24 protein-coding genes are annotated in these 23,827 nt (G+C 72.4%); 10 read left to right on the forward strand and 14 right to left on the reverse strand.

The genetic code is table 11. From position 1 onward, the window contains the following. Positions 1-75: 75 nt before the first annotated feature. Positions 76-864, reverse strand: coding sequence for a DeoR/GlpR family DNA-binding transcription regulator (locus OVA28_RS03290; RefSeq protein WP_194659454.1), 789 nt, complete (start codon positions 862-864; stop codon positions 76-78). A 136-nt stretch (positions 865-1,000) separates the two neighbouring features. Here OVA28_RS03290 and OVA28_RS03295 point away from each other — a divergent pair, with 136 nt between their 5' ends. From OVA28_RS03295 to OVA28_RS03315, 5 genes are read left to right on the forward strand one after another with little or no spacing between them, the layout of a single operon-like run. Next, entirely contained in the window at positions 1,001-1,879 is an 879-nt protein-coding gene (locus tag OVA28_RS03295; protein ID WP_268095737.1) for an SIS domain-containing protein, read from the forward strand. Continuing rightward, positions 1,879-2,826 carry an ROK family protein gene (locus OVA28_RS03300; protein ID WP_268095738.1) on the forward strand — a complete coding sequence of 316 codons (948 nt, stop codon included), beginning with the start codon at positions 1,879-1,881 and terminating at the stop codon, positions 2,824-2,826. The genes OVA28_RS03295 and OVA28_RS03300 overlap by 1 nt, the downstream gene beginning before the upstream one ends. Further along, entirely contained in the window at positions 2,823-3,788 is a 966-nt protein-coding gene (locus OVA28_RS03305) for an N-acetylglucosamine-6-phosphate deacetylase (protein ID WP_268095742.1), read from the forward strand. Before OVA28_RS03300 ends, OVA28_RS03305 begins: the two co-directional genes overlap by 4 nt. Beyond that, positions 3,785-4,705: a 1-phosphofructokinase family hexose kinase gene (locus OVA28_RS03310; RefSeq protein WP_268095743.1), complete on the forward strand. Its 921-nt coding sequence runs from the start codon at positions 3,785-3,787 to the stop codon at positions 4,703-4,705. Before OVA28_RS03305 ends, OVA28_RS03310 begins: the two co-directional genes overlap by 4 nt. Next, positions 4,702-5,541: a class II fructose-bisphosphate aldolase gene (locus OVA28_RS03315; protein WP_268095744.1), complete on the forward strand. Its 840-nt coding sequence runs from the start codon at positions 4,702-4,704 to the stop codon at positions 5,539-5,541. The genes OVA28_RS03310 and OVA28_RS03315 overlap by 4 nt, the downstream gene beginning before the upstream one ends. Before the next feature lie 59 nt (positions 5,542-5,600). On the opposite strand, the gene OVA28_RS03320 is transcribed toward OVA28_RS03315, so the two are convergent. Continuing rightward, positions 5,601-7,904 (reverse strand): S8 family serine peptidase, encoded by a 2,304-nt coding sequence (locus tag OVA28_RS03320; RefSeq protein WP_268095745.1) that lies wholly within the window; start codon positions 7,902-7,904, stop codon positions 5,601-5,603. A 190-nt stretch (positions 7,905-8,094) separates the two neighbouring features. Beyond that, positions 8,095-9,477 (reverse strand): L-serine ammonia-lyase, encoded by a 1,383-nt coding sequence (locus OVA28_RS03325; RefSeq protein ID WP_268095746.1) that lies wholly within the window; start codon positions 9,475-9,477, stop codon positions 8,095-8,097. Between the two features lie 84 nt (positions 9,478-9,561). Here OVA28_RS03325 and OVA28_RS03330 point away from each other — a divergent pair, with 84 nt between their 5' ends. Together OVA28_RS03330 and OVA28_RS03335 are read left to right on the forward strand one after the other, a co-directional pair. Continuing rightward, complete coding sequence (locus OVA28_RS03330) at positions 9,562-10,293, forward strand: acyltransferase family protein (RefSeq protein WP_268095747.1); 732 nt, start codon at positions 9,562-9,564, stop codon at positions 10,291-10,293. Continuing rightward, positions 10,290-11,663 (forward strand): acyltransferase family protein, encoded by a 1,374-nt coding sequence (locus OVA28_RS03335; protein WP_268095748.1) that lies wholly within the window; start codon positions 10,290-10,292, stop codon positions 11,661-11,663. Before OVA28_RS03330 ends, OVA28_RS03335 begins: the two co-directional genes overlap by 4 nt. A 3-nt stretch (positions 11,664-11,666) precedes the next feature. On the opposite strand, the gene lepB is transcribed toward OVA28_RS03335, so the two are convergent. The 3 genes from lepB to OVA28_RS03350 all read right to left on the reverse strand — a co-directional run bounded on the left by lepB (position 11,667) and on the right by OVA28_RS03350 (position 13,609). Further along, positions 11,667-12,377, reverse strand: a complete 711-nt coding sequence (lepB, locus tag OVA28_RS03340; RefSeq protein WP_268095749.1) for a signal peptidase I — start codon at positions 12,375-12,377, stop codon at positions 11,667-11,669. A 15-nt stretch (positions 12,378-12,392) separates the two neighbouring features. Beyond that, complete coding sequence (locus OVA28_RS03345; RefSeq protein ID WP_071276996.1) at positions 12,393-12,587, reverse strand: PspC domain-containing protein; 195 nt, start codon at positions 12,585-12,587, stop codon at positions 12,393-12,395. An 83-nt stretch (positions 12,588-12,670) separates the two neighbouring features. Beyond that, positions 12,671-13,609 carry an NADP-dependent oxidoreductase gene (locus OVA28_RS03350; protein ID WP_228504427.1) on the reverse strand — a complete coding sequence of 313 codons (939 nt, stop codon included), beginning with the start codon at positions 13,607-13,609 and terminating at the stop codon, positions 12,671-12,673. 90 nt (positions 13,610-13,699) lie between these two features. Here OVA28_RS03350 and OVA28_RS03355 point away from each other — a divergent pair, with 90 nt between their 5' ends. After that, positions 13,700-14,518, forward strand: a complete 819-nt coding sequence (locus tag OVA28_RS03355; RefSeq protein ID WP_268095750.1) for a shikimate 5-dehydrogenase — start codon at positions 13,700-13,702, stop codon at positions 14,516-14,518. A 60-nt stretch (positions 14,519-14,578) separates the two neighbouring features. Here the strand turns inward: OVA28_RS03355 and OVA28_RS03360 are convergent, their stop codons facing one another. From OVA28_RS03360 to OVA28_RS03370, 3 genes are read right to left on the reverse strand one after another with little or no spacing between them, the layout of a single operon-like run. Continuing rightward, the gene (locus OVA28_RS03360) at positions 14,579-15,022 is read right to left on the reverse strand and encodes an SRPBCC family protein (RefSeq protein ID WP_268095752.1); all 444 of its coding nucleotides are present in this window, start codon (positions 15,020-15,022) and stop codon (positions 14,579-14,581) included. 5 nt (positions 15,023-15,027) lie between these two features. Then, positions 15,028-16,473, reverse strand: a complete 1,446-nt coding sequence (locus tag OVA28_RS03365; protein WP_268095753.1) for a phytoene desaturase family protein — start codon at positions 16,471-16,473, stop codon at positions 15,028-15,030. Between the two features lie 47 nt (positions 16,474-16,520). Then, complete coding sequence (locus OVA28_RS03370; RefSeq protein ID WP_194659469.1) at positions 16,521-17,198, reverse strand: hypothetical protein; 678 nt, start codon at positions 17,196-17,198, stop codon at positions 16,521-16,523. Between the two features lie 103 nt (positions 17,199-17,301). Here OVA28_RS03370 and OVA28_RS03375 point away from each other — a divergent pair, with 103 nt between their 5' ends. Further along, positions 17,302-17,577 carry a hypothetical protein gene (locus tag OVA28_RS03375; RefSeq protein WP_268095754.1) on the forward strand — a complete coding sequence of 92 codons (276 nt, stop codon included), beginning with the start codon at positions 17,302-17,304 and terminating at the stop codon, positions 17,575-17,577. A gap of 30 nt (positions 17,578-17,607) precedes the next feature. Here OVA28_RS03375 and OVA28_RS03380 read toward each other — a convergent pair whose 3' ends face one another. Both OVA28_RS03380 and OVA28_RS03385 read right to left on the reverse strand, forming a co-directional pair. Beyond that, the gene (locus tag OVA28_RS03380) at positions 17,608-18,885 is read right to left on the reverse strand and encodes an ABC transporter permease (RefSeq protein WP_268095755.1); all 1,278 of its coding nucleotides are present in this window, start codon (positions 18,883-18,885) and stop codon (positions 17,608-17,610) included. After that, positions 18,882-19,643 (reverse strand): ABC transporter ATP-binding protein, encoded by a 762-nt coding sequence (locus OVA28_RS03385; protein ID WP_228504428.1) that lies wholly within the window; start codon positions 19,641-19,643, stop codon positions 18,882-18,884. The genes OVA28_RS03380 and OVA28_RS03385 overlap by 4 nt, the downstream gene beginning before the upstream one ends. An 81-nt stretch (positions 19,644-19,724) precedes the next feature. On the opposite strand from OVA28_RS03385, the gene OVA28_RS03390 reads away from it, so the two are divergent. Continuing rightward, positions 19,725-20,354 (forward strand): TetR/AcrR family transcriptional regulator, encoded by a 630-nt coding sequence (locus OVA28_RS03390; RefSeq protein WP_194659474.1) that lies wholly within the window; start codon positions 19,725-19,727, stop codon positions 20,352-20,354. Between the two features lie 56 nt (positions 20,355-20,410). Here OVA28_RS03390 and OVA28_RS03395 read toward each other — a convergent pair whose 3' ends face one another. The 3 genes from OVA28_RS03395 to OVA28_RS03405 form a co-directional block, all read right to left on the reverse strand. Next, the gene (locus tag OVA28_RS03395) at positions 20,411-21,679 is read right to left on the reverse strand and encodes a sugar ABC transporter permease (RefSeq protein WP_194626624.1); all 1,269 of its coding nucleotides are present in this window, start codon (positions 21,677-21,679) and stop codon (positions 20,411-20,413) included. Beyond that, the gene (locus OVA28_RS03400) at positions 21,676-22,440 is read right to left on the reverse strand and encodes an ATP-binding cassette domain-containing protein (RefSeq protein WP_194660142.1); all 765 of its coding nucleotides are present in this window, start codon (positions 22,438-22,440) and stop codon (positions 21,676-21,678) included. The genes OVA28_RS03395 and OVA28_RS03400 overlap by 4 nt, the downstream gene beginning before the upstream one ends. 109 nt (positions 22,441-22,549) lie before the next feature. Beyond that, the gene (locus OVA28_RS03405) at positions 22,550-23,665 is read right to left on the reverse strand and encodes a sugar ABC transporter substrate-binding protein (protein WP_194659475.1); all 1,116 of its coding nucleotides are present in this window, start codon (positions 23,663-23,665) and stop codon (positions 22,550-22,552) included. Positions 23,666-23,827 lie beyond the last annotated feature (162 nt).

Genomic DNA, 23,827 nt, shown 5'->3' on the forward strand with positions numbered 1-23,827 from the left:
AGATGCAAGGGTTTTACACGCCGGTAACGTCCGGAGCGTGCCGGGACGGGTCAGGACGAGCCAGGAGGCTCGGGATCAGTCCGCGACGACGAGCTCCACGCCGGCGGCGGCGAGGTCGGACGCGAACGTCGACGGCACCGGCTGGTCGGTGACGAGCACGTCGATCCGGTCGAGCGGGCAGATCCGCGCGAACGTGGACCGCTCGACCTTGGTGGAGTCGGCCACGACGATCACGCGCCGTCCGACCGAGGCGAAGTGCCGGCTGACCTCGGCCTCGCCCTCGTGCATGGTGGTGGCGCCGTACTGCCCGGTCAGGCCGTCGACGCCGAGGACGACGACGTCGAGTGCGAACTCGTCGAGGGTGTCGCGCACCAGCGGCCCGATCAGCTCGTAGGACTGACGACGGGCGACACCACCCGTGACCACGATCTTGACGTTCGCGCGCACGGACAGCTCGTACCCGATGTTCAGCGCGTTCGTGACGATCGTGATGCCGAACTCGCCGTCGGAGCGGATGAAGCGCTCGCTCTTGCCGAGTTCGCGCGCCACCTCGGTCGTCGTCGTGCCGCCGTTCAGCCCGACGGTGTCGCCGGGGGCCACGAGCGCAGCCGTGGCGCGGGCGATGGCGGTCTTCGCCTCGGCCTGGCGGGCGATCTTGTACTGCAGCGGCAGCTCGTACCCGGCGCCGAGCGCGGCGGCTCCACCGTGGGTGCGCGTGACGAGGCGCTGGTCGGCGAGCGTGGCGAGGTCGCGGCGGGCGGTCGCCGCGGAGATCCCGAGCACGTCGCCGATCTCGGAGATCGACACGTTCCCCCGGTCGCTCACGAGCTCGAGCAGGGCGTTGAGCCGCTGTTGCGGAGTCATGAGGGCCATCCTACGGGCGCAGATCACACTTGCCCTGATCGGAAATGACGTTTTGCCCTCGCTTCGAGCACGATCGCTCGCTATGCTCCCAACCACGTCGATCATCCCGGATCGACTCACGGATCGGAAGGCCCTCATGACCGACACCTTCGTGAGCGAAGAGCTCGCGTCGCAGCCGGAGACGTGGCGCGCTGCTGCGGCCCTGCTGCCCTCGTTCGTCGACTCCCTCCCCCAGCCCGGCGAGCGCGTGGCCGTCGTCGGCTGCGGCACCAGCTGGTTCATCGCGATGAGCTACGCCGTCGCCCGTGAGCAGGCCGGGCTCGGTGTCACGGACGCCTTCGCCGGCTCGGAGTACCCCGCCGGTCGCGACTACGACCGCGTCGTCACCATCAGCCGTTCGGGCACGACGACGGAGATCGTCTCGCTCCTCGCCGCACTGCCGACCCAGCGCACCGTGCTCATCACCGCGGTCGCCGACAGCCCCGCGGCCGCCGAGGCCGACGACGTCGTCGCGCTGCCCTTCGCCGACGAGCGCAGCGTCGTGCAGACCCGGTTCGCCACCACGACGCTCGCACTGCTGCGCGCGTCGATCGGCGACGACGTCGACGCCCTCGCCGCCCAGGCGGAGACCGCACTCACGCTCCCGATCGAGGACCTGCTCGACGCCGAGCAGGTGTCCTTCGTCGGCCGTGGTGCCGCCGTTGGCCTGACGTTCGAAGCGGCACTCAAGACGCGCGAGGCCGCGCAGTTCTGGGCCGAGTCGTACCCGGCGATGGACTACCGCCACGGGCCGATCGCGATCGCGCAGCCGGGCCGTCTGGTCTGGTCGCTCGGCGAGTCGCCCGAGGGCCTGGAGGACGAGGTCGCCGCCACCGGTGCCCGGTTCGTCCGACATGAGCTCGACCCGATCGCCGGGCTCGTCGTCGTGCACCGGTTCGCCGTCGCCCTGGCCGAGCGCCGTGGTCTCGACCCGGACCACCCGCGGTCGCTGACCCGTTCGGTCATCCTCACCTGATGGGTCCGACGGGGCTGGTGCTCGGGGTCGACGTCGGCGGCACGGGCATCAAGGCCCGGGTCACGGACGCCGCGGGCACGGTGCTCGGCGAGCACCGCGTCCCGACCCCGCGTGCCGACCCCGACGCCGTGCAGCTCGCCGAGGTGATCGCCGAGCTGGCGGTCACCGCGGCCGCTGCGTCCGGTGCGACTCGCCTGGCGGCCGTCGGCGTGGTCGTCCCGGGCGTGGTCGACGAGGTCACCGGGGTGTCCGTGCTCGCCGTGAACCTCGGCTGGCAGGGCGTCCCCGTCCGCGAGCGCATCCACGCGGCGCTCGTCGCCCGCGGTGTCGACGTCCCCGTGGCGTTCGGCCACGACGTGCGCGCCGGCGCCCTCGCCGAGTCGCGCCCCGTGCCCGGTGCGACCCAGCCCCTCGACCGCGGGTCCGTCGGCTTCGTGCCCGTCGGCACCGGGCTCGCCAGTGCCCTGGTCGTCGACGGTGCCGTCGTGTCCGGTGGCGGCTGGGCCGGCGAGATCGGACAGGTGCGCATCCAGCACGGTCCGCACGCGGGGCTCCGCGTCGAGGAGATCGCGTCAGCAGGGGCCGTCGCCCGCCGTGCCGGCACGGCGTCCGCCCACGCGGCGATGCTCCGTGTGCAGCAGGGTGACCCCGTGGCGACCGCCGTGTGGCAGGAGTGCGTCGACGTGCTCGGCGAGGCGATCGCCTGGATCACCGCCGTCGCGGGCTGCCACGCCGTCGTCGTCGGTGGCGGCCTGGCCGAGTCCGGCGCGATGCTGCTCGACCCGCTCCGAACCGCCGTGGCCGACCGACTCGTCGGGCTCCGTGCGCCGACGCTCCTGCCCGCACGCCACGGCGACGCCGCCGGGGCCATCGGTGCCGGGCTGCTCGCGCGGGAGCTCCTCGACACGCTCGCACCGACCGAGGACCCGATCGGCGGCCGCGCATGACCGCCCACGACCTCGTCGTCCCCGGGTTCGTCGACGTGCACGTGCACGGTGCCCTCGGCCACGACTTCGCCACCTGCTCCGCCGACGACGCCCGTGCCGCCGTCGCCCACCACGCCGGACGCGGGACCACCACGATGGTGGCCTCGATCGCGACGGGGACGCCCGACGCCACCGTGGCCGCGCTCCGTCGCCTCGGACCGCTCGTCGACGAGGGCGTGCTCGCCGGCCTGCACCTCGAGGGGCCCTGGCTGTCGCCCGCCCGCCGCGGGGCCCACGCCGCCGAGCTCCTGCACGCCCCGACCCCGGCGGAGGTCGACACGTACCTCGACGCCGCCGCCGGCACGCTCCGCATCGTGACGCTCGCCCCCGAGCTGCCCGGCGCGCTCGACGCCGTCGCGCGCCTGACCGCGGCGGGGGTCGTCGTCGCGATCGGCCACACGGACGCCGACGCCGAGACCGTCAGCCGTGCCGTGGACGCCGGCGCCCGGCTCGTCACCCACGTCTTCAACGGGATGCCGCCGCTGCACCACCGCGCTCCCGGTCCGGTCGGGGTCGCCCTGACCGACCCGCGCCTGCACGTCGAGGCGATCGTCGACGGCCACCACCTCGACGACGTCACCGTGGACCTGGTCCGCCGCAGCACCGGCAGCCGCATGGTCCTGGTGTCCGACGCGATGGCCGCCACCGGGTGCGACGACGGGCGGTACCGGATCGCCGGGTCCGACGTCGTCGTGTCGGACGGGGTCGCGATTCTCGCCGACGGGTCGTCCCTGGCGGGCAGCACGAGCACCGTGCTCGACGGCTTCCTGCGCCTGCTGGCAGCGGGGACGCCGCTCGACGAGGCCGTCGACGCCAGCTCCGGACGGGCGCTGGCGCTGCTCGGGCTCCCCGCGTCCCCTGACCGCGTCGTCGTCGACACGACCACCGGGCGTGTCCGTCCGCACACCGAGGTGTCCGCATGATCGTCGTCGTCACCCCCAACCCGGCCGTGGACGTCACGTACCGCGTCGACGAGCAGCGCATCGGCACGACCCAGCGCGTCCGGTCCGTCGACCGCCTGCCGGGCGGCAAGGGCCTCAACGTGGCACGGGTGCTGGCCGGCGAGGGCGTCGAGACGCACTCGGTCCTGCCGCTCGGCGGGTCGGCCGGCGCCTGGGTCGCGGACGCCGTCGCCGCCCTCGGGCTCGCCGCCACCGCCGTGCCGGTCCCCGGTGAGACCCGCACCACGGTCACGGTCGTCGACGACCACGCGCACCCGACGATGTTCGGCGAACCGGGCCCGTCCGTGCCGCCCGCCGCCTGGCTTCCTGTGGACGACGCCGTCCGGGCACTGCTCCCGACGTCCGACGCCCTCGTCGTCTCCGGCTCGCTGCCCGTCGGCACCGCGGCCGAGGTCGTGACGCCGTGGATCGCCGACGCCGTCGCCGCCGGGGTGCTCGTCGTCGCCGACTGCTCGGGACCCGCGCTCCTGGCCGCGGCCGACGCGGGCGCCACGGTCTGCAAGCCCAACCGCGAGGAGCTCGCCGAGGCCACCGGCTTCCCGGACGAACGCGACGGAGCCCTCGCGCTGCTCGACCGCGGCGCCGGCATGGTCGTCGTCTCCCGGGGCGCCGACGGCATCGCCGCCCACACCCGCACCGAGGTCGTCGAGGTCGGCGCCGTCCCCGGCGTCACCGGCAACCCGACCGGGGCGGGCGACGCGGCCACCGCGGGACTCGTGCTCGCACTCACGCGGGACGCCACCGACGTCACCGCCGCCCTCCGCACCGCCGCCGCGTTCGGCGCCGCCGCCGTCCTGCGCCCCGTCGCCGGCGAGGTCGACCGCGCCGCCGTCCACCGATTCCTGACCGACACCGAACCGACCCGGAGCACCGCATGACCATCGACCTCGCCCTCACCGGACTGCTCGACACGGCCCGCTCGACGCGCCACGGTGTCGGCGCCTTCAACGTCGTCCTGCTCGAGCACGCCGAGGCGATCGTCGCCGGCGCCGAGCTCGCCGGCCTGCCCGTCATCCTGCAGATCAGCGAGAACTGCGTCCGCTACCACGGCGGTCTCGCCCCGATCACGACCGCGACGCAGGCGATCGCCCGCGCGGCCGACGTCGAGGTCCTCGTGCACCTCGACCACATCGAGGACGTCGACCTGGTCGCCGAGGGCATCGCGCTCGGCGTCGACTCGATCATGTACGACGGCTCGCACCTGGACTACGACGCCAACGTCGCGGCCACCAGGGTCATGGCCGACCGCTGCCACCGCGCGGGCATCGCGCTCGAGGCCGAGCTGGGCGAGGTCGGCGGCAAGGACGGTGTGCACGCGCCCGGCGTCCGCACCGACCCGACGGACGCGGCGGCCTTCGTCCAGGCGACCGGCGTCGACGCCCTCGCCGTGGCCGTGGGGACCTCGCACGCGATGCAGACGCGCGAGGCAGCGGTGGACCGCGACCTCGTCACCCGCCTGCGCGACACCGTGCCGGTGCCGCTCGTGCTGCACGGGTCGTCCGGCCTGTCGGACGAGGAGCTGCAGGGCGCCGTCCGCGCGGGCATGACGAAGGTCAACATCTCCACGCACCTGAACGGGCTGTTCACCCGGGCGCTCCGTGCGGTGCTCGAGGAGCGGCCGGACGTCGTCGACCCGCGGAAGTACGTGTCCGCGGGACGGGACGCGATCACGGCCGAGACGAGCCGACTGCTGACGCTGCTCGCCACGGCCTGAGCGAGCGCCGCAGCGACGAACGGCGGCGGCGCGGGGACCGCGCTGCCGCCGCCCCGCCGTCAGCCCTTCGTCCGGCTGTGCCAGATCGTCGTGGTGCCCTTCCGCAGCACCAGGTCGCCGTTGGTCTGCATCCGCAGCGTGACCTTCGCGCCGCCGGATCGGGACGTCGCCGACGACCACGCCTGCTTGCCGAACCGGTCCCAGAGCACCAGGTTGCCGTTCGACTCCATGCGCAGCGACGCACCGGCTCCACCGCCACTGACCGCGAGCGCCGTCCGCGTGCCGAGCAGCACGCGCATCTGCCCGTCCGCCCGGACCGTCAGTCGTCGGTTGCCCGTCGTGTCCCACAGGTTCTGGCCCGGCTGGAGTGACGCGCCGGTCACCATCCGGTCGGCCCCGGGTGCGCCGTTGCGCCAGAGCACCGTGGTGCCCACCGTGACACGGACGTCACCGCCGTCCGTGACGGAGAGCACGGGCCTGCCGGTCGCCGTGGTCTTCGTCGTGCTCCAGCGCACCGCGCCCGAGGTCGACCGGACGCTCAGCACGCCGTTCTTCGCGAGCGACAGGGTGTTCCCCACGCCAGGGGTCTTCGTGGACCACAGCACGCGGCCGTTGCCCCACTCGACGAGGTTGCCGTCCCGCTGCAGGTCCAGCCAGTACTGCCCGTTCGGCGAGTGGATCGAGGTCCCGGACGGCACCGTGGCGGAGGACGCCGTGATCGTGGTCGGCGCGGCCCCGGCGACGGACGGTCCGGCCGGCGGCGGGCACGAGGCCGCGACGGGCAGGAGCGGCCCGAGCGTCGACCACCGAGGGGTGCCGAGACCGGTCGCCAGGTCGTGGCCGACCGTGGCCTTCCAGGTGCCGTTCGACCCGGTGCTCACGTCGCGGAAGGCCGAGGGGTTGCCGTAGAGGACGGCGTGCAGGTCACCGACGCCCGCGGCGCAGCCCCGAGCGGACAGTGCCGTGGCGAGCTGCCCCGCGACGATGGGCGAGGCGAGGCTCGTGCCGCCGCCGTAGACGAAGCCGTGGGCCGTGCCGAGGTAGATGCCCGGACCGGTCTCCGGGTCGGCGACCGCGGCGATGTCCGGGACCCGACGCTGCGTGCCGCTGATGCCGGCACCCGTCTGCCAGGCCGGACGGGCGGTGACCGACGAGGTCCCGCCGCCACCGGCGCCGAGGTCGTTCGACCACCCGCTCTCCGTGAAGCCCGTCCCCGAGCGACGCAGCGTGGTCCCACCGACGCCGACGACCGCAGCCGAGGACGCCGGGTACGAGACGTCCCGGATCGTCGTGCTCGGCCCCGTCGGGCACTGCGCGCCGTCGTCCCCGGTCGCGGCGAAGACCGTCGCACCGGCGGCGACGACCCGGTCGAGCGCGTCGTCGAGTGCCGCGCGGGCACCACCGGACATGAGCGACTCGCAGGCGCCCCAGGAGATGCTCACCGCGGTGATGCCCGCGGGACCGACCTCGTCGGCGATCTGGCTGTACGCCTGGTACATGCCCTGGAAGGAGTTCGGCGCGACGTAGACGCGCTGGCGGGCTCCCGGTGCCACGGCGAGCAGTGCCTCCTGGTCGAGCGCGACCTCGGTCTCACCACCGCTCCCGTCGGGACGGTGCACGTCGGCACCGGCGACGGCCACCTGGTCGAGGGCCGGCACCCGGCGCCCCACGGCGGCGGCGTACGCGGACAGGTCGTTGCGGTCCCAGCCGGAGAACTGCACGGTGGCGATCGTCGCTCCCGTGCCCGCCGTGGCGCTCGTCGAGGACGCGTACGCCTTCGCGATGTCCGCCGGGGCGTAGCCGGCCGGGACGGCAGCGTGCGACACGGCCGGCCTGGTGTCCAGGCCGAGGACGCCGGTCACCGCGCCGCCGAGGACGCCCGACAGCACGGGGTCGGCCACCGGGTGCATCCCGTCGCCGGTCCCGAGGAGCTCGACGCCGAACACGGCCTCGGCCTGCGCGGCGGTGCCACGGGCCTCCACCTGCCAGGTGGCCAGGTCCGTGACGGTGAAGCCGGCCGCGGCGAGTGCCGCGTGCACCGTGGCGCGGTCGTCGGTCTCCGGTGCGACCTCGGCGACGGCGTCGGCGCGCTCGTCCGTCGTGGCACCGGTCGTCGTGGTCGGCAGCGCACGCAGTGCGGCCTGGTCGGTGGGGCGGAGCACGACCGTCAGGTCGACGACCTCGCCGTCGGGCGTCGCGCCCGTGGTCGGGTCCGTCGATGTGGGCATCGGGTCCTCGGGGGCGACCTGGACCGCTGTCGGCGCGGTTGCCGACGCGTTCGCGGCCGGGACGGCGACACCGACGACGGCGAACGCCGTGACGATGGCCGCAGCGGTCAGCAGGGACGGGGTACGAGGGGGCATCGGTGGTCGCTCCGTGACTCGGGACGGTGCCCGGTCCGTGGGCGCCGGTCCCCCGATGACGTCAGGGGGACGGTGCACGCTATCCCGTCGACCCGGCCCGGGTCCTCCCCCAGTTGTGGAGCAGGCCGCCCTCCAGCGGGTGGGGACGGACGGACTGGAGGCCCGGCTCGCCCCGGCCGCGCCGGTCCGGTCAGCAGAGGGGGACGTTCACCGCGAGCCCGCCCATGGCGGTCTCCTTGTACTTGGTCGACATGTCGGCGCCGGTCTGCCGCATGGTCTCGACGACCTGGTCGAGCGACACGTGGTGCACGCCGTCGCCCCGGAGCGCCATCCGCGCGGCGTTGACGGCCTTGTTCGCCGCGATGGCGTTGCGCTCGATGCACGGGATCTGCACGAGTCCGCCGATCGGGTCGCAGGTCAGCCCGAGGTTGTGCTCCATCGCGATCTCCGCGGCGTTCTCGACCTGCTCGGGCGTCCCCCCGAGGAGCTCGGCGAGCCCGGCGGCGGCCATCGACGCGGCCGAACCGACCTCACCCTGGCAGCCGACCTCGGCGCCGGAGATCGAGGCGCGTTCCTTGTAGATCGACCCGACGGCACCGGCGGTCAGCAGGAACCGCACCACGGCGTCGTCGCGACGGTCGGCGGTGATCGTCGGCACGTAGGTCAGCGCGTAGAAGAGCACCGCGGGGATGATCCCGGCGGCGCCGTTGGTCGGGGCGGTGACGACCCGGCCGCCCGAGGCGTTCTCCTCGTTGACGGCCATCGCGGTCAGGTTCGTCCACTCCATCGCGAAGAGCGGGTCGTGGCCGGGGTCGTCGCGGGTGAGCTGCTCGAACCAGTTGGCGGCGCGCCGGCGGACCTCGAGCCCACCCGGCAGCGTGCCCGATCGTCGGACGCTGCGGTCGACGCAGGACTCCATCACGGCGTGGATCTCGAGCAGGCCCCGACGGACCTCGTCCTCGGTCCTGGTGGCGGTCTCGTTCGCCATCGCGATGCCGCTCAGGGGCAGGCCGGTCGCGGCGCACGCGGCGAGCAGTTCCGCGCCGCTGGAGAACGGGTACGGCACGGTGTCGTCGACCGGGATCGCGGCCTCGGCCACGTCGGCCGGTGCGTCGTCGCCGTCGCGGGTGATGAACCCGCCGCCGACGGAGTAGTAGGTCTCGACGGCGACCTGGCTCCCGGTGTCGTCGAAGGCCCGGAGCCGCAGCGCGTTCGGGTGCCGGGGCAGCATCGTCAGCGGGTGCTGGACGATGTCCCCGAGCCGGAACGGGACGACCTGCCCGCCCGAGAGCCGCAGCGTGCCGGTGCGCTCGAGGTCCTCGAGCGACTGCGCCATCGCGTCGGGGTCGACCGTCTCGGGCAGCTCCCCGGTGAGCCCCGCGGCGACGGCCCCGAGCGTGCCGTGGCCCTGGCCGGTGGACGCGAGCGAGCCGTACAGGTCGACGCGGACCGACACGACCGGCAGCGTCGCCACACGCGCGGCGAACTCGGCCGCGGCCCGCATGGGCCCCACGGTGTGCGAGCTCGACGGGCCGACACCGATGCTGAACAGATCGAAGACGGAGACCGGCACGTCCGCCACCCTAACCCGTCCGGACGGAACAGCTCCCGGGGCGGTCGCGCTGCCGTCGCCACCGGTCTCCTATGCTTGCCGACGGTGACAACTCCTTCCGGCCCCGACCGGAGCCCCGCCCACCGCGCTCGTGACACGACCCGCTGGGACATCCAGGGGCTCCGTGCCTTCGCCGTCCTCGCCGTCGTGCTCTACCACCTCTGGCCGAACCGGCTGCCGGGCGGGTTCGTCGGCGTCGACGTGTTCTTCGTCATCTCCGGGTACCTCATCACCGCGCACCTGCTCCGGGAGCAGCGTGCGACGGGTCGCCTCCGGCTCGGCCAGTTCTGGGCCCGCCGAGCCAAGCGCCTGCTGCCGGGCGCGTTCCTGACGATCGCCGCCACGGGCGCCGCGGTCCTGGCGTTCGTCCCGAGCGCCCTCTGGGGACAGTACGGCCGCGAACTCATCGCCTCGACGGTCTACGCCCAGAACTGGCAGCTCGCGTCCGACTCGGTGGACTACCTCGCATCGGACAACCGACCGTCGCCGTTCCAGCACTTCTGGTCGCTCTCCGTCGAGGAACAGTTCTACATCGCGCTGCCGCTGCTGCTCATCGCGGTCTCGTTCGTCGCACGGGGCCGCCTGACGGTCGTGACGCGGGCACGGGTCCTCCTCGGGGCGGTCGGCGTCCTGTCGCTCGTCTGGTGCATCGCCCAGACCGGCAGCACCCCGGGCGTCGCCTACTTCTCGACGGCCACGCGTGCGTGGGAGTTCGCCCTCGGCGGCCTCGCTGCGACGGTCGCGCTCCCCGGCCGAGCACGCGCGCCGCACGCGTGACGCGGTTGGTCGGCGCGGCCGTCGGTGCCGGCGCACTGGTGACCGCACTCTGGGTCATCACGCCCTCCACGCCGTTCCCGGGGACGGCCGCACTGCTCCCGGTCCTCGGCGCGACGCTCCTGGTGACGTTCGGGGCACGGACGGTGTTCGAGAGCCTCGGAGCCCTCCGGCCGGTCGCGTTCACCGGCCGGATCTCGTACGCGCTCTACCTGTGGCACTGGCCGGCGGTCGTGGTCCTGCCGCTCGTCCTGGGCCACGCTCTGGGCCTCAGGAGCAAGCTCGCCATCCTGGTCGGCGCCCTCGTCCTCGCCAGCCTGACGACCGTGTTCGTCGAGGAACCCCTGCGGTTCTCGGGCTGGGTGCGTGCGCTCCGCCCGCGACGGGTCGCGGTCCTCGGCGTGGTCTGCTCGCTCGTCGTGGCCGGCCTCGGCGTCGGGACCCTCACGGCCGTGCACGTGCAGGAGGTCCGGGCGGCGACGTTCGCGGAGGACCTGACGACCGGGCACGTGCCGTGCTTCGGTGCGGCCGCGCGCATCGGCTCCGACGACCCGTGCACGGACGCCCGGCTCGCCGACGTCCGCGTCCCTGCCCCGGCCGCGGCGCGCCACGACGACGCGAACCGCGATGCGTGCTGGTCGGGGTCGACGGACGACTTCAACGTGTGTGCCCTGGGGAAGACCACGGGGTACTCCAAGCGCCTCATCGCGATCGGCGACTCGCACAACAACGTCTGGCTCGACGTGTACGACCGCATCGGCAAGCAGAACGGCTGGCGGATCGACGTCGCCGGGCACGGCGGCTGCTACCTCACCACCGCGGTGCAGTCGGCTCCCGATGCCCAGCAGGTCGCTGCGTGCACCAGCTGGAAGCGGAAGGCGATCGCCTACGTCCAGCAGCACCAGGACGTCGACGCCCTGCTCGTGACGCACTCCGCCGGCCTGCGCCCGGTCGTGCCCGCGGCCGGTCAGACCACGGAACAGGCCACGGTCACGGGCATGACCGAGGCGTGGGAAGCCGCGACCGCCGGCAGGGTCCCGGTGATCGCCCTCCGCGACAACCCGGTGCCGCGCGCGGACGTCATCACCTGCGTCAGCGAGATGAACGGCCCGACGGACGCAGCCTGCGACCAGCCCCGCCAGATCGCGACGTCACCCTTCGAGGGCTCGGCCGAGGCCGTCGCGGCGTTCCGTGGACGCGCGGCCGAGATCGACCTCACCGACTACTACTGCACCGCCGTCACGTGCCCGCCGGTGATCGGCGGCGTCGTCGTGTACCGGGACGGCAGCCACGTCACGGCGACGTTCGCCCAGACCCTCGAGCCGTACTTCGACCGCGCGCTGCGGGCGAAGCTCTCCGCCCTGCAGCGCTGACGGTCACCGGTGCGGGCGGTCGGTCCCCGCGAAGACCCGCGGGTGGTCGTCCAGCCACGTCCAGTGCTTCGTCGGCCACGAGATCAGGACCGCGCGCCCGACGACGTCGCGCTCGGGGACGAACCCCTTCGAGGGCAGCCCCTGGTGCAGGCGGGAGTCGGCCGAGTCGCCCCGGTTGTCGCCCATCACCCACAGGGACCCCGGCGGGACGGTCACGTCGAACGGGATCGTCGACGCCGCTTCACCGGGCTGGACGCGGAGGTACGGCTCGCTGATCGGCACGCCGTTGACCTCCATCTGCCCGAGTGCGTTGCAGCACTGGACGCGGTCACCGGGCAGTCCGATCACCCGTTTCACGAGGTGGTCGTCCCCGTCCGACCCGAAGCCGACGGCACTGAGTGCGACCGCGACCGGGGACCGGTGCTGCTGCGGTCGGCCCTCGACGGACGACGCGGTGTCGAGCCACCCGCCGGGGTCCTTGAACACCACGACGTCGCCGCGGTGCAGACCGGCCAGCTCGTTCACGATGACGTGGTCGTTGACCTGCAGCGTGTTCTCCATCGACCCGGAGGGGATGTAGAAGGAGCGGATCAGGAAGGTCTTGACCAGGAAGGAGACCAGGAGCGCCGCGAGCACGATGACGAGCAGGTCGCGCAGGAACCGCAGCGTGCTGTTCTGCTGCTGACCCCCGCCAACGGATGTCGTCTCCCCCATGCAGTGCAGCCTAGGTCAGCGGCGCCGTCCGCCCTCGGCCGGCATCACGATCCACAGCACCACGTAGGTGATCCACAGCGGGCCGGGGAACAGGCTCAGGATGATCCAGGCGACGCGGACGAACAGCCGCGACCAGCCGAAGCGGTCGGCCAGTCCGGCGCAGACACCCGCGAGGACACGGCCGGAACGAGGACGCATGAGTGAGGTCATGCGGACGACGCTACGGCGTGCGACCCACTGACGACAGGCGGATCGCCCCCGGGTGCCGGGCGGGGTTGCCCCCACCCGTCGTGTCAGGGGACCAGGACGATCTTGCCGCGGGTGTGGCCCTGCTCGAGCTCCTCGTAGGCGTCCTGCACGCGGTCGAGCGGGTACGTGGCGGCGACGGGCACCTCGATCTCACCGTCGGCGACCATCCGGGCGAGTGCCCCGAGGATCTCCGGGTCGGCGGTGTCGACGCTGCCGGAGGTCTTCGCGCCGACCTCGGCCGCTGCCTCGTAGGCGATGACCGTCTCGATGCGGTCGGCGGGGATCCCGAGCGCGATGCCGAGGTGCACGTACTCGGCGCCGTGCGTGTCGATGAGGGCGTCGATGCCGTTCGTCGCGAGCTCCTGGATGCGCTCCTGCAGGCCGTCGCCGTAGGCCACGGGGCGGGCGCCCTTCGACGCGAGCCACTCGTGGTTCGCCTCGGACGCGACGGCGATGACGTCGATGCCCTCGTTCGTCAGGAGCTGCGTGACGAAGCCACCGACGCCGCCGGCGGCTCCGGAGACCACGACGGTCTCCCCGGCACGGGGGTCGACCGCGCGCACGGCAGCGGCCGCGGTGGTGGCGACGACGTCGAGTCCCCCGGCGACGTTCCAGTCGAGCAGGCGGGGCTTCTGGACGACCTGGCCGGCCGGCACGGAGACGTACTCGGCGTGGCTCGCGCGGTCCCACGACCAGCCGATGACCTCTTCGCGCTCGTCCACGCCGTCGACGCCCTCGCCGACCGCGACGACGATGCCGGCGAAGTCGGTGCCCTGGCCGGAGGGCAGCTTCGACGGGTCCTCACCGTCGAACAGGCCCTGACGGATCGCGGACTCCCCCGGGTTGATCCCGGCGGCACGCACGCGCACGAGGACCCGACCGGGCTCGACGGGTGGCACGGGGACCTCGTCGACGCGGAGGACGCTCCGGTCTCCCCACTGGTCGAAGCGGACGGCTCGCATGGTCTCAGGCAGATCGCTCATCGTCCGCGACCCTACGCTGCTCCCCCGTCCGCAGGCGTGAGCGACATCCTGTGGACCGCTCCATCGCCGTCGTCGTGGGAGACTGGCCGCATGCCCATCCTCCACAAGGACATGCAGGTGTGCATGTCGCTCGCTGCCCGTCCGAGCAACATCGGCACCCGGTTCCACAACTACCTGTACGACGAGCTCGGGCTGCAGTTCATCTACAAGGCGTTCACGACGACCGACCTGCCCGGTGCCGTCGCGGGCATCCGGGCGCTCGGCATCCGCGGCTGCTCCGTGTCGATGCCGTTCAAGGAGGCGGTCATCCCGCTGGTCGACACCATCGAGGCCTCCGCCGCCGCGATCCAGTCCGTCAACACGGTCGTGAACGACGACGGCGTCCTCACGGCGTCGAACACCGACTACGAGGCCGTCGCGGCACTCCTCGCCTCGCACGACGTCGACCCGTCGGCACGCGTGCTGCTGCGCGGCTCCGGCGGCATGGCGAAGGCGGTCACGGCGGCGTTCCGCGGCGCCGGCTTCGACCACCTGACCGTCGTCGCCCGCAACGAGGACACCGGCCCGGCCCTGGCCGACCAGTACGACTACGCGTGGGCGCGGACCGAGGCGGACGCCGGCGACGCCGACCTGCTCGTCAACGTCACACCGCTCGGCATGGACGGCGACCAGGCGGACACCCTCGCCTTCGACCAGGCCCGCGTCGACGCGGCCCACACGGTCTTCGACGTGGTCGCCTTCCCCTCGGAGACCCCGCTGGTCCGTGCCGGCCGGGCGGCCGACAAGCACGTCATCACGGGCGCCGAGGTCATCGCCCTGCAGGCGGCCCGCCAGTTCGAGCGGTACACGGGCGTCGCCCTCACCGACGACCAGGTGCGGCGCGCGAGCGAGTTCAGCCGGGCCGTGTGACCGGCCACGAGACGGACAGGAGGCTCGCCACCAGCTGGTGACGGGCCTCCTGTCCGCAGGTCAGCGACTCGCGACGCGACCCGTCGCGACCCAGCCGAGCCGGCGGATGCTCTCGTGGTTGCGGAACCAGATGCCGGGCTGCGCGATGAAGCCGGGGACCAGGGAGCCGGGGCCCTTCACCGGGTTCTCCCGCAGGGTGACGCGGCTGCCGCGGGGGTGCGGTTCGACCTCGACCTCGACGCGGGCCTCGCCGACCGGCCAGCCGCGCGCCTGGATGACCATGCGCCGGGGCTCGTCGTACTCGAGCACCGTCGTGGTGTCGTTGATGACGAACGGCCAGATGCCGAACGAGTGGTGGATCTTCGTGCCGACCGCGGGCCAGCCCGTGTCCTCACCCCGCATGCGGGACGCGCCGACCACCCACGTGGGGTAGAGCCAGCCGTCGCGGAGCACGTCGAAGACGGCCTCCGGCGGGCAGTGGATGATGCGGACGTTCTTGGCCATGGTGATCAGTCCTCCGGGGTGAGGTCGACGTCCTCCGGCAGGCCGAAGGTGTGGCGCAGGGCGCTCCTGGCGGCGTGCCACCCGGCCATGCCGTGCACGCCGGGCCCCGGGGCGGACGCCTCGGAGCAGAGGTACATGCCGCCGCCCATCCGCCACGGGTCGCTCGAGAGGACCGGGCGCTTGACGAGCTGCCAGAAGCTGGCGGCACCGGCGGCGATGTCGCCGCCGACGTAGTTGGGGTTGTACTCGCCCATCTGGACGGCAGTCCGCGAACTCGACGCCAGGATCGTGTCGCGGAAGCCCGGGGCGAAGCGCTCGATCTGGCGGGTGACCATCTCGGTCGGGTCGACGTCCGAGCCCGCGGGCACGTGCGCGTACGCCCAGAAGACGTGCTTGCCCGCCGGGGCGCGGCTCGGGTCGACGACGGTGGGTTCGGCGCCCAGGACGTACGGCCGCTCGGCGTGCTGTCCGCGGGCCACGGCACCCTCGGCCTCGGCGATCTCGGACCGGGTCCCGCCGATGTGCACGGTGCCCGCACGGCGGAGCTCCGCGTTCGTCCACGGCACGGCGTCGGACAGCGCGAAGTCGACCTTGGCCGCGGCGTTGCCGAACCTGAAGCGTCGCAGGGCACCGCGTCTCGGGGTCGGGATCTGCTTCCCGGCGATCCGGAGCATGCCGGGGACGCTCGTGTCGAACAGCACGGCCTTGGCGGGGGTCAGGTCGGCGAGCGAGCGGACCTCGTGCCCCGTGGTGATCGTGCCGCCGTGCGCGACGAGGTCCGCGGCGAGCGCGTCGACGATCGCCTGGCTGCCGCCGATCGGCACCGGCCAGCCCCTGGCGTGGGCGTAGGAGCCGAGCGACAGGGCCGCGGCGGCGGTGGACAGCGAGGGCAGGTGCTGGATCGAGTGCGCCGCGACGCCGGAGACCATGGCCGGGGCGGTGTCCCCGCGGAACCGGACGTTCCACGCGGCGCTGCCCTGCTCGAGTGCCCGCAGGCCGAACCGCAGCACCGTCAGCGGGTGCCGCGGCACGTGCAGCAGGGCATCGGTGGCGAAGTCGGCGACCTGGTCGGCGTTGCGCGCGAGCGGTGCCATCAGGTGCTTGAACGCGGGGCCGTCGACGCCGAGCTCAGCCGCGGTGCGGTCGAGGTCCCGGTAGGCGATGCCCGCGCGGCCGCCGTCGAGCGGGTGGCCGTACTGCACCTCGGGCAGGTGGAGCTCGATGCGGTCCTCCATCCGGAAGCGCCGGAAGAACTCGGACTGCAGGGCCATGGGGTGCACGGCGGAGCAGACGTCGTGCAGGAACCCGGGCAGCGTGAGCTCCGACGTGCGGGCACCGCCACCGATCGTGTCGTTCCGCTCGACGACCTCGACGGACAGTCCCGCCCGCGCGAGCGTCACCGCTGCGGCGAGACCGTTCGGCCCCGCTCCGACCACCACCGCATCGACCATGCGTCGAGCCTACGGCCGTGTGGCTCGGGGCCTTCGGAGCCGGCGAGTCAGCTGCGCGCGGCGTCGGCGTCCGAGGCGTCCGTGCCCTCGTCGCCCGCGTCGGCGTCGTCGGGCTCGTCGGTGTCCTCCACGGAGTCCGGACCCGAGCCGACGGGGTGCTCCGCGAGCAGCGCCGCGAAGTCCTCGTCGAGCATCTGCTGCACGCGGTCGTCGCGGCCGATCTCGTAGCCCTCGGTCGGACGCTGCGCCCAGCCCAGGCGCCCCACGACCGTGGTGCCGATGTCGTCCCACGCACGGGCACGGGCGGCGAGGACGATGCGGTCGACGAAGCCCTTGTCGTCCCGACGCTGCTCGAGCATCGTGGCGAGCTGCTCGTAGGTGGCCTCCCGCGTGCGGAGCTTGAGGTCGTCACCGCGGCGGTAGTCGTGCTGGTGCTTCGACCGGCCCTTCTGCTTCATGGCCTTCGAGCGGATCTCCCGCATGCGCTCGGCGTCGCCGCGCTGCTCGGTCGCCATGCGGAGGAGTTCCTCACGCGTGGCCTCGGCCGCGACGGCGTGGTCGAAGTACCCGTTCTCGCGGAGGGAGGTCGTGATGATCCGGTTCGCGACCGCGATGACGATCGCCGCGCGCGAGATGAGGAAGCCCTCGTCCACGGCCCGCTTCAGCTCGACCTGGCTGATGGGTCGCTCGGTCGAGGTCTTGCTGCGCCGTCCGAACAGAGCCATGCCCGGAACGATACCGGCGTCCGGTGTCGGTCAGCCCGCAGGTGGACCCGGATCACCGCCTGGAGGGACGACTTGCCTCGGCCGCGTCCGTAGCGTCGTCGACATGATCACCGCACCCGCACCCACCCGCACCGGACTCGGCACCGCGAGCCTGGTGCTGGGCATCTGCTCACTGCTCGCCGGGTGGACGTTCTTCGCCCCGATCGTCGGGCTCTGCCTGGGGATCGCCTCGCTCCGGAAGGAGCCGGCCGCCCGGGGCCGGGCGGGCTGGGGCGTCCTGCTCGCCGTCGTCGCCCTGGCGATCTGGGTCGTGCTGCTGGTGCTCGCCGTCGGCGCCCACACCTTCGCACTCTGGCAGCGGACCGTCCACGGCTCCTGACTCCCGTGCCCCACGAGTCGCGCCCGCGCGCTACTCGTACCGGAGCGCCTCGATCGGGTTCTGACGGGCCGCCCGACGAGCCGGCAGCGTGCCCGCGAGGAACGCGATGAACATCACCACGAGGATGATCGTGATCACCGAGGACGGTGCGAACTGCAGGATCTGCAGACCCGGCAGGTCCTTGAGCAGGGTGCCCGCGAGCACGTTCGAGATCGCGGTGCCGAGGCCGATCGCGACGCCGGCCCCGATGGCGCTGCCGAGGAACCCGATGAACACGGCCTCGAGCGAGAACAGCGTGTAGACCTTCCCGCCGCCCATGCCCATGGCCTTCATCAGGCCGATCTCGCGGGTGCGCTCCTGCACGCTCATCAGCAGCGTGTTGATGATGCCGAACCCGGCGGCGATGAGCGCGATCACGGCGAAGGCGTTGAGCACGCCGACGATGCCGCTGATGACCGTCTGGAACTGGCCGAGCTGGTCCTGGATCGTCTGGCCCGTGTAGCCGTCGTCCGCCAGGGCCTTCTTCACGTCGGACACGTCAGCACCGGATGACACCGTGGCCGAGGCGCTGGCGTACGAGGTCGCGATCGACGAGGGCTTGCCGGTCTCCTGCGCGGCCTGCATGGCGTCGGTCAGGGCCGTGTTCGCCCCGGCGCCGCCGCCGAAGAGCGACTCGTTCTGCACGCCGACGACCCTGGCGGTGAGGGTGTGCTCCGCGCCCTGGTAGTCGTCGACCGCGAACGTCAGGTCCTCGCCCACGGCCGCCTTCGCGCTGCCGAGCCCGAGGTTCTTCAGGTAGTCGGTCGGCAGGACCACCTGGTTCGACCTCGTGTCGTCGTCGAGCTGCTTCCCCGACGCCAGGTCGGCCTTGAGCTCCCCCGCGTTGGCGGTCAGCGTGACGACGTACTTGCCGTCGTCGCCGTGCTCGGCGTACTTCGGGCTCAGCGCGACGGCCGGGCGGACGGTGCCGATGCCGTCGACCGCCTTGACCTTGTCGATGTCGGACGCCGACAGGAAGCCGAACGACGCCGGCCCCCGGTCGACGCTCTGGGTGGAGGCGTCCGGGTCGTACTTCGCCGGGCCGCTGTCGGTGCTCGACGAGTCGACGGCCTTCGTGATGGTCAGCGAGCCGGTGTCCCCGATGGACGCGACCTGGGTGTCGATGTAGTTGCCGACACCGGTGCCGATCGCCGAGGTCAGCGTGATGGTGAACGCGCCGATGAAGATCGCGATGACGGTCAGCGTGGTGCGGAGCTTGGAGCGGAAGGTGTTGCCGACCGCGGTCCGGAGGAGGTCGAGGAAGTTCATGCGGAGTGCCTCCCGTGCTGGTCGGTGGCGACCGAGGCGGTCGCGGCACCAGGGGACGCGGCGGCGGCGCGGGCGTCCGAACCGCCGACGATGAGTCCGTCGCGCACGTTGACGCTCCGGTCGCACCGCGCAGCGAGCTCCTCGTCGTGGGTGACGACGACGAGCGTGATGCCCCGTTCGCGCTGCAGGCCGAAGAGCAGGTCCTCGACGACCTGCCCGGTGTTCGTGTCGAGGTTGCCGGTCGGTTCGTCGGCGAAGATCACGCTCGGCTCCCCCACCAGCGCCCTGGCGATGACGACGCGCTGCTTCTGCCCGCCGGACAGGTCGTTGGCGTCGTTCTTCGCCTTGTCCGCCAGGTCGAGGGCGTCGAGGGCGGCCATCCCCCGGCGCTTCCGCTCGGCTCCGGAGACGCCGGCGATCTTCAGCGGCAGCACGACGTTGTCGAGCACCGAGGTCTTCGGCGTCAGGAAGAACTGCTGGAACACGAACCCGAAGGTGCTGTTCCTGGTGCGGTTGACGTCGCGGGCGCTCAGCGTCGCCGCGTCGGTGCCGTCGAGCAGCACCTGCCCGGCCGAGGGCTTGTCGAGCAGCGCCAGCAGGTGCATGAGCGTCGACTTGCCCGATCCGGACTTGCCGACGATCGCCAGGCTCTCACCCTGGTTCACCGCGAGCGACACCCCCTTGAGCGCGTCGAACCGCGACGAGCCGCGGCCGTAGGTCCTCGTGAGGTCTCGGACCTCGAGCACGGGAGTGGTCATGGGCCTGAGCGTAGTGGCGGATGCACGAGTGAAAGTTTGCATCTGCTGCAAACCACGTGACGTTCCGGTTACAGTCGTCCCATGCCTGAGTCCGTCGCGCCCCCCGCACTCGGTCTCCGCGACCGCAAGCGGATCGAGACGCGCCACCGGATCGCCGAGGCCGCCCGCTCGCTGGCCCTCGAGAACGACATCGACCACACCACGATCGAGCAGGTCGCCGCGCGTGCCGACATCTCGCCGCGCACCTTCTTCAACTACTTCGAGAGCAAGGAGGACGCGGTCCTCGGGCACACCGAGCTCGACCTGTCCCCCGAGGCCCTCGACGCCCACCTCCGCACCGTCGCCGGTGAGCCCGCGGCGCAGGCCGTCGTGGACCTGGCGTTCCTGGTGTTCGGCGAGACGTTCGGCGACGAGCGCGAGCGGCTCGCCCGCAAGGAGCTCATCGTGCGCTTCCCGCAGCTGATGCGCCGCCAGGTCAGCCGGATGACGACCGTGGCCGAGGCGATGACCGGTGCCGTCCGCACCGTCCTCGAGCGCGACCCGGCCTGGGGCCCGGACGCGGCCACGGCCCAGGCGGCCGAGATGCTGCTCGGCATGGTGATGACCGCGCTCCGCAGCGCGGCCCGGCACGAGGGCACCGACCCGGACGAGGTCCGCAGCCGGGTGGTCGCGTTGATGCGCGACACCGCGGCCCGCATCGCAGCCGGCTGACTGACAGGAGGCTCCCCACCGGTCCGGTGGGGAGCCTCCCGTCTGTCGGGTGCCGATCAGGCGGCGCCGTGGCTGGCGCGGCTGCGTCGTGAGAGCGAGTCGATGATGACCGCGAGCAGCAGGACAGCACCGGTGATCATGTAGCGGATCGACGAGTCGAGGCTGAGCAGCGTCAGGCCGTTCGAGATCGACTGGATGACGATGATGCCGAGCAGGGCCGACCAGGCGCTGCCGCGACCGCCGAACAGGCTCGTGCCGCCGATGACCGCAGCGGCGATCGCGTTGAGGTTCGTGTCGCCGGCACCCGAGGACAGGCTCGCGGAGTTGAGGCGCGCTGCGGCCAGGATCCCGCCGATGGTGGCGAACAGCGAGGTGAGCACGAAGACCGAGATGTAGATCCGGTTCACCCGGATGCCCGAGCGTCGTGCTGCCTCGACGTTGCCGCCGACCGCGAAGACCGAGCGACCCCAGCGGGTGCGCTTCAGGACGAAGTTCATCAGCACGACGAGCACGATGAAGAACACGAACGAGGTGCCCGTGCCGAAGTCGCGGGACAGGTACCAGACCATGACGCCGAGGCCGATGAACAGCGCGAGCGACTTGGCGATCGTCAGGGACATCGCGCCCGTGGACAGGCCGGCACGGCGTCGACGACCGGCGCGACGGACCTCGGTGACGAACAGGCCACCGGCCGCGACCGCGGCGAGCAGGTACGCGAGCCACGGGGGCAGGTACGACGCCGAGGCGAACTGCACGATCGGCGACGAGTACGGCAGGTTGATCGAGCCGTTGGGGCCGAGGATGAGCAGCTGCAGGCCGAGGAAGCCGAGCAGCCCGGCGAGCGTGATCACGAAGCTCGGGACGCCGAACCGCGTGAAGAGCAGGCCGTAGAGCAAGCCGGCGGCGGCACCGACGGCGAGCGCGACGACGAGCACGAGCCACAGCGGCCAGCCGAGCGTCGTCAGGCCCTGGCCGAGGATCGCGGCCGAGAGCCCGCTGACGCTGCCGACGGAGAGGTCGATCTCGCCGAGGAGCAGGACCAGCACGATGCCGATCGCGATGGTGCCGACCGCGGCGCACTGCAGCGCGAGGTTGACCAGGTTGCCGGGCGACAGGAAGTCCGGCGACAGGGCCTGGAACACCGCCCAGATCACCACGAGGCCGACGACCACGGGCAGCGAGCCGATGTCACCGCCGCGGACCCGGCGGACGAAGGCCTTCGCGGCCCCGCCGATCCCCTGGTCACGGAGCAGCCGCTCGTCCTGCAGGTCGGCCGCTGACGGGGTGGGCGTCGCGGCGGTGAGGGTCTCGTCGGCCTTGCTCATGCGGTGGTCTCCTGCTCGGTCCTGGCGGCGGCGCGACGGGTGACGGCGTTGTCGGTCGCTCCGGTGATGGCCGCGATGATCTCCTCGTAGGAGACGTCGTCGATGCGGAACGTGCCGTTGTTCCGGCCGAGGCGGAGCACCGCGACCCGGTCGGCGACGGCCTGCACGTCCGCGAGGTTGTGGCTGATGAGCACGACGCCGAGGCCGCGCTCGCGGAGCCGTTCGACGAGGTTGAGCACCTCGGCGGTCTGGGCGACCCCGAGTGCGGCGGTCGGCTCGTCGAGGACGACCACCTGCGGGTTGCCGATGAGCGACCGGGCGATGGCGACCGTCTGGCGCTGGCCACCGGAGAGCGAGGCGATCGGGATGCGCACGGACGGGATCCGCGCGGCGAGCTGCTGCAGGAGCTCCCACGAGCGACGTTCCATCTCCTCCTCGTCGAGGAAGGGGTGGCTGATCTCGCGGCCGAGGAACAGGTTCGACACGACGTCGAGGTTGTCAGCGAGCGCCAGGTCCTGGAACACGGTGGCGATGCCGAGCGACTGGGCGGCCGCCGGGTTCGGCACGGTGACCTCCTCGCCGTTGAAGGTGATCGTGCCGCCGTCGGGCGTGTAGACCCCGGCGAGGATCTTCACGAACGTGGACTTGCCGGCGCCGTTGTCGCCGACGATGGCGATCACCTCGCCCGCGTGCACGTCGAAGTCGATGTCGCTGAGGGCCTGGACGGCACCGAACCGCTTCGTGATCCCACGGAGGGACATCACCGGCTCGGAGGTGGGGTGTGCTGCTGGGGACTCGTTGCTCACGGGGTCGTCCTCGATCGGTGGGGCCCGCCCGGTCCGTGTGGGACCGGGCGGGCGGTTGTTCGGACTAGTTGATGCCGGCGGTGGAGCAGGCGGCGGCGTACTGCGACGTGCAGACCTGCTTCGTCGTGTACAGACCGTCCTTGATCACCGTGTCCTGCACGTTGTCCGTCGTGACGGCCACCGGGTCGAGCAGGGTCGAGGGCACGCTGTCGCCCTTGGCGGTCTTCACGGTCGAGTCACCCTTCGGCGACTCGCCCTTGGCGAACTGGATCGCCAGGTCCGCGGCCTGCGAGGCCTCGGGCTTGAACGCCTTGTAGACGGTCATGTACTGCTCCCCCGCGAGGATCCGCTGGATGCCCGCGAGTGACGCGTCCTGACCGGTGACCGGGGGCAGCGTCTTCACGCCGCTCGACTTGAGCGCCGCGATCACACCGCCGCCGGTGTCGTCGTTCGCCGCGTAGACGCCGGTGATCTTGTCGGCACCGAGCTTGCTGATCTGCCCGGAGGCCCAGTCCTGCGCCTTGGCGGGGTCCCAACCGGGGGTGTCGTACTCGGCGAGCACCTTGTAGTCGCTCTTGTCGATGACCGAGTGCGCGCCCTTCTTGAACTGCGACGCGTTGTTGTCGGTCGGCGAGCCGTTGACCATGATGATCCCCGAGCCGGCCGGCACCTTCTTCGCCTTGAGGGCGTCGACGAGGGCCTGCCCCTGGAGCTGTCCGACCTTCTCGTTGTCGAACGAGATGTAGTAGCTCAGGTCCGGGCTGTCGATGAGCCGGTCGTAGGAGATGACCGGGACCTTCTTCGCCTTGGCCTGCTGGACGATGGACGCTGCCGCCTCGCCGTCGAACGGGTCGAGGACCAGGACCTTGACGCCCTGCGTGAGCATCGACTGGGCCTGCTGGAGCTGCTTCGACGCGTCACCGTCGGCGTTGGCGTAGACGACCGAGCAGCCGCTGCACTGCTTCTTGATCTCGGCGGTGAACAGCGGACGGTCGGCGCTGGCGTAGCGGGCGGTGACCGAGTCGGGCAGGAGCAGGCCGATCTTGGCCTTCGAGGCGTCGCCGCCGCCACTGCCGGACCCCGTCCCGGCACCGGCACCGTTCGAGCAGCCCGCCAGGGTGGTGATCGCGATCAGGAGCGCGCCGACGCCGAGCATGGCGCGTGTGGTGGATTTCTTCATTGAAACGTCCTCCGACAGGTGGACCGCCCACGTTGGCGGTGCCCTGAGTGTGCCAGCGGGCGTTCTTGGCTGCAAGAGTTGAACGCAAGGGGTGCGGCCCGTGACGAAATCGTTATCTAGACCGCCTCGTCATCGGGCTTGGGCAGACCGCGCGGTCAGGGC

This window comes from Curtobacterium sp. SL109 (assembly GCF_026672405.1).
Lineage (GTDB): Bacteria > Actinomycetota > Actinomycetes > Actinomycetales > Microbacteriaceae > Curtobacterium.

Coding starts and splice junctions, on each gene's coding strand:
- OVA28_RS03290 (WP_194659454.1), bottom strand. CDS start 864: ATGACTCCGCAACAGCGGCTCAACGCCCTGCTCGAGCTCGTGAGCGAC.
- OVA28_RS03295 (WP_268095737.1), top strand. CDS start 1,001: ATGACCGACACCTTCGTGAGCGAAGAGCTCGCGTCGCAGCCGGAGACG.
- OVA28_RS03300 (WP_268095738.1), top strand. CDS start 1,879: ATGGGTCCGACGGGGCTGGTGCTCGGGGTCGACGTCGGCGGCACGGGC.
- OVA28_RS03305 (WP_268095742.1), top strand. CDS start 2,823: ATGACCGCCCACGACCTCGTCGTCCCCGGGTTCGTCGACGTGCACGTG.
- OVA28_RS03310 (WP_268095743.1), top strand. CDS start 3,785: ATGATCGTCGTCGTCACCCCCAACCCGGCCGTGGACGTCACGTACCGC.
- OVA28_RS03315 (WP_268095744.1), top strand. CDS start 4,702: ATGACCATCGACCTCGCCCTCACCGGACTGCTCGACACGGCCCGCTCG.
- OVA28_RS03320 (WP_268095745.1), bottom strand. CDS start 7,904: ATGCCCCCTCGTACCCCGTCCCTGCTGACCGCTGCGGCCATCGTCACG.
- lepB (WP_268095749.1), bottom strand. CDS start 12,377: ATGGGGGAGACGACATCCGTTGGCGGGGGTCAGCAGCAGAACAGCACG.
- OVA28_RS03345 (WP_071276996.1), bottom strand. CDS start 12,587: ATGACCTCACTCATGCGTCCTCGTTCCGGCCGTGTCCTCGCGGGTGTC.
- OVA28_RS03350 (WP_228504427.1), bottom strand. CDS start 13,609: ATGAGCGATCTGCCTGAGACCATGCGAGCCGTCCGCTTCGACCAGTGG.
- OVA28_RS03355 (WP_268095750.1), top strand. CDS start 13,700: ATGCCCATCCTCCACAAGGACATGCAGGTGTGCATGTCGCTCGCTGCC.
- OVA28_RS03360 (WP_268095752.1), bottom strand. CDS start 15,022: ATGGCCAAGAACGTCCGCATCATCCACTGCCCGCCGGAGGCCGTCTTC.
- OVA28_RS03365 (WP_268095753.1), bottom strand. CDS start 16,473: ATGGTCGATGCGGTGGTGGTCGGAGCGGGGCCGAACGGTCTCGCCGCA.
- OVA28_RS03370 (WP_194659469.1), bottom strand. CDS start 17,198: ATGGCTCTGTTCGGACGGCGCAGCAAGACCTCGACCGAGCGACCCATC.
- OVA28_RS03375 (WP_268095754.1), top strand. CDS start 17,302: ATGATCACCGCACCCGCACCCACCCGCACCGGACTCGGCACCGCGAGC.
- OVA28_RS03380 (WP_268095755.1), bottom strand. CDS start 18,885: ATGAACTTCCTCGACCTCCTCCGGACCGCGGTCGGCAACACCTTCCGC.
- OVA28_RS03385 (WP_228504428.1), bottom strand. CDS start 19,643: ATGACCACTCCCGTGCTCGAGGTCCGAGACCTCACGAGGACCTACGGC.
- OVA28_RS03390 (WP_194659474.1), top strand. CDS start 19,725: ATGCCTGAGTCCGTCGCGCCCCCCGCACTCGGTCTCCGCGACCGCAAG.
- OVA28_RS03395 (WP_194626624.1), bottom strand. CDS start 21,679: ATGAGCAAGGCCGACGAGACCCTCACCGCCGCGACGCCCACCCCGTCA.
- OVA28_RS03400 (WP_194660142.1), bottom strand. CDS start 22,440: ATGTCCCTCCGTGGGATCACGAAGCGGTTCGGTGCCGTCCAGGCCCTC.
- OVA28_RS03405 (WP_194659475.1), bottom strand. CDS start 23,665: ATGAAGAAATCCACCACACGCGCCATGCTCGGCGTCGGCGCGCTCCTG.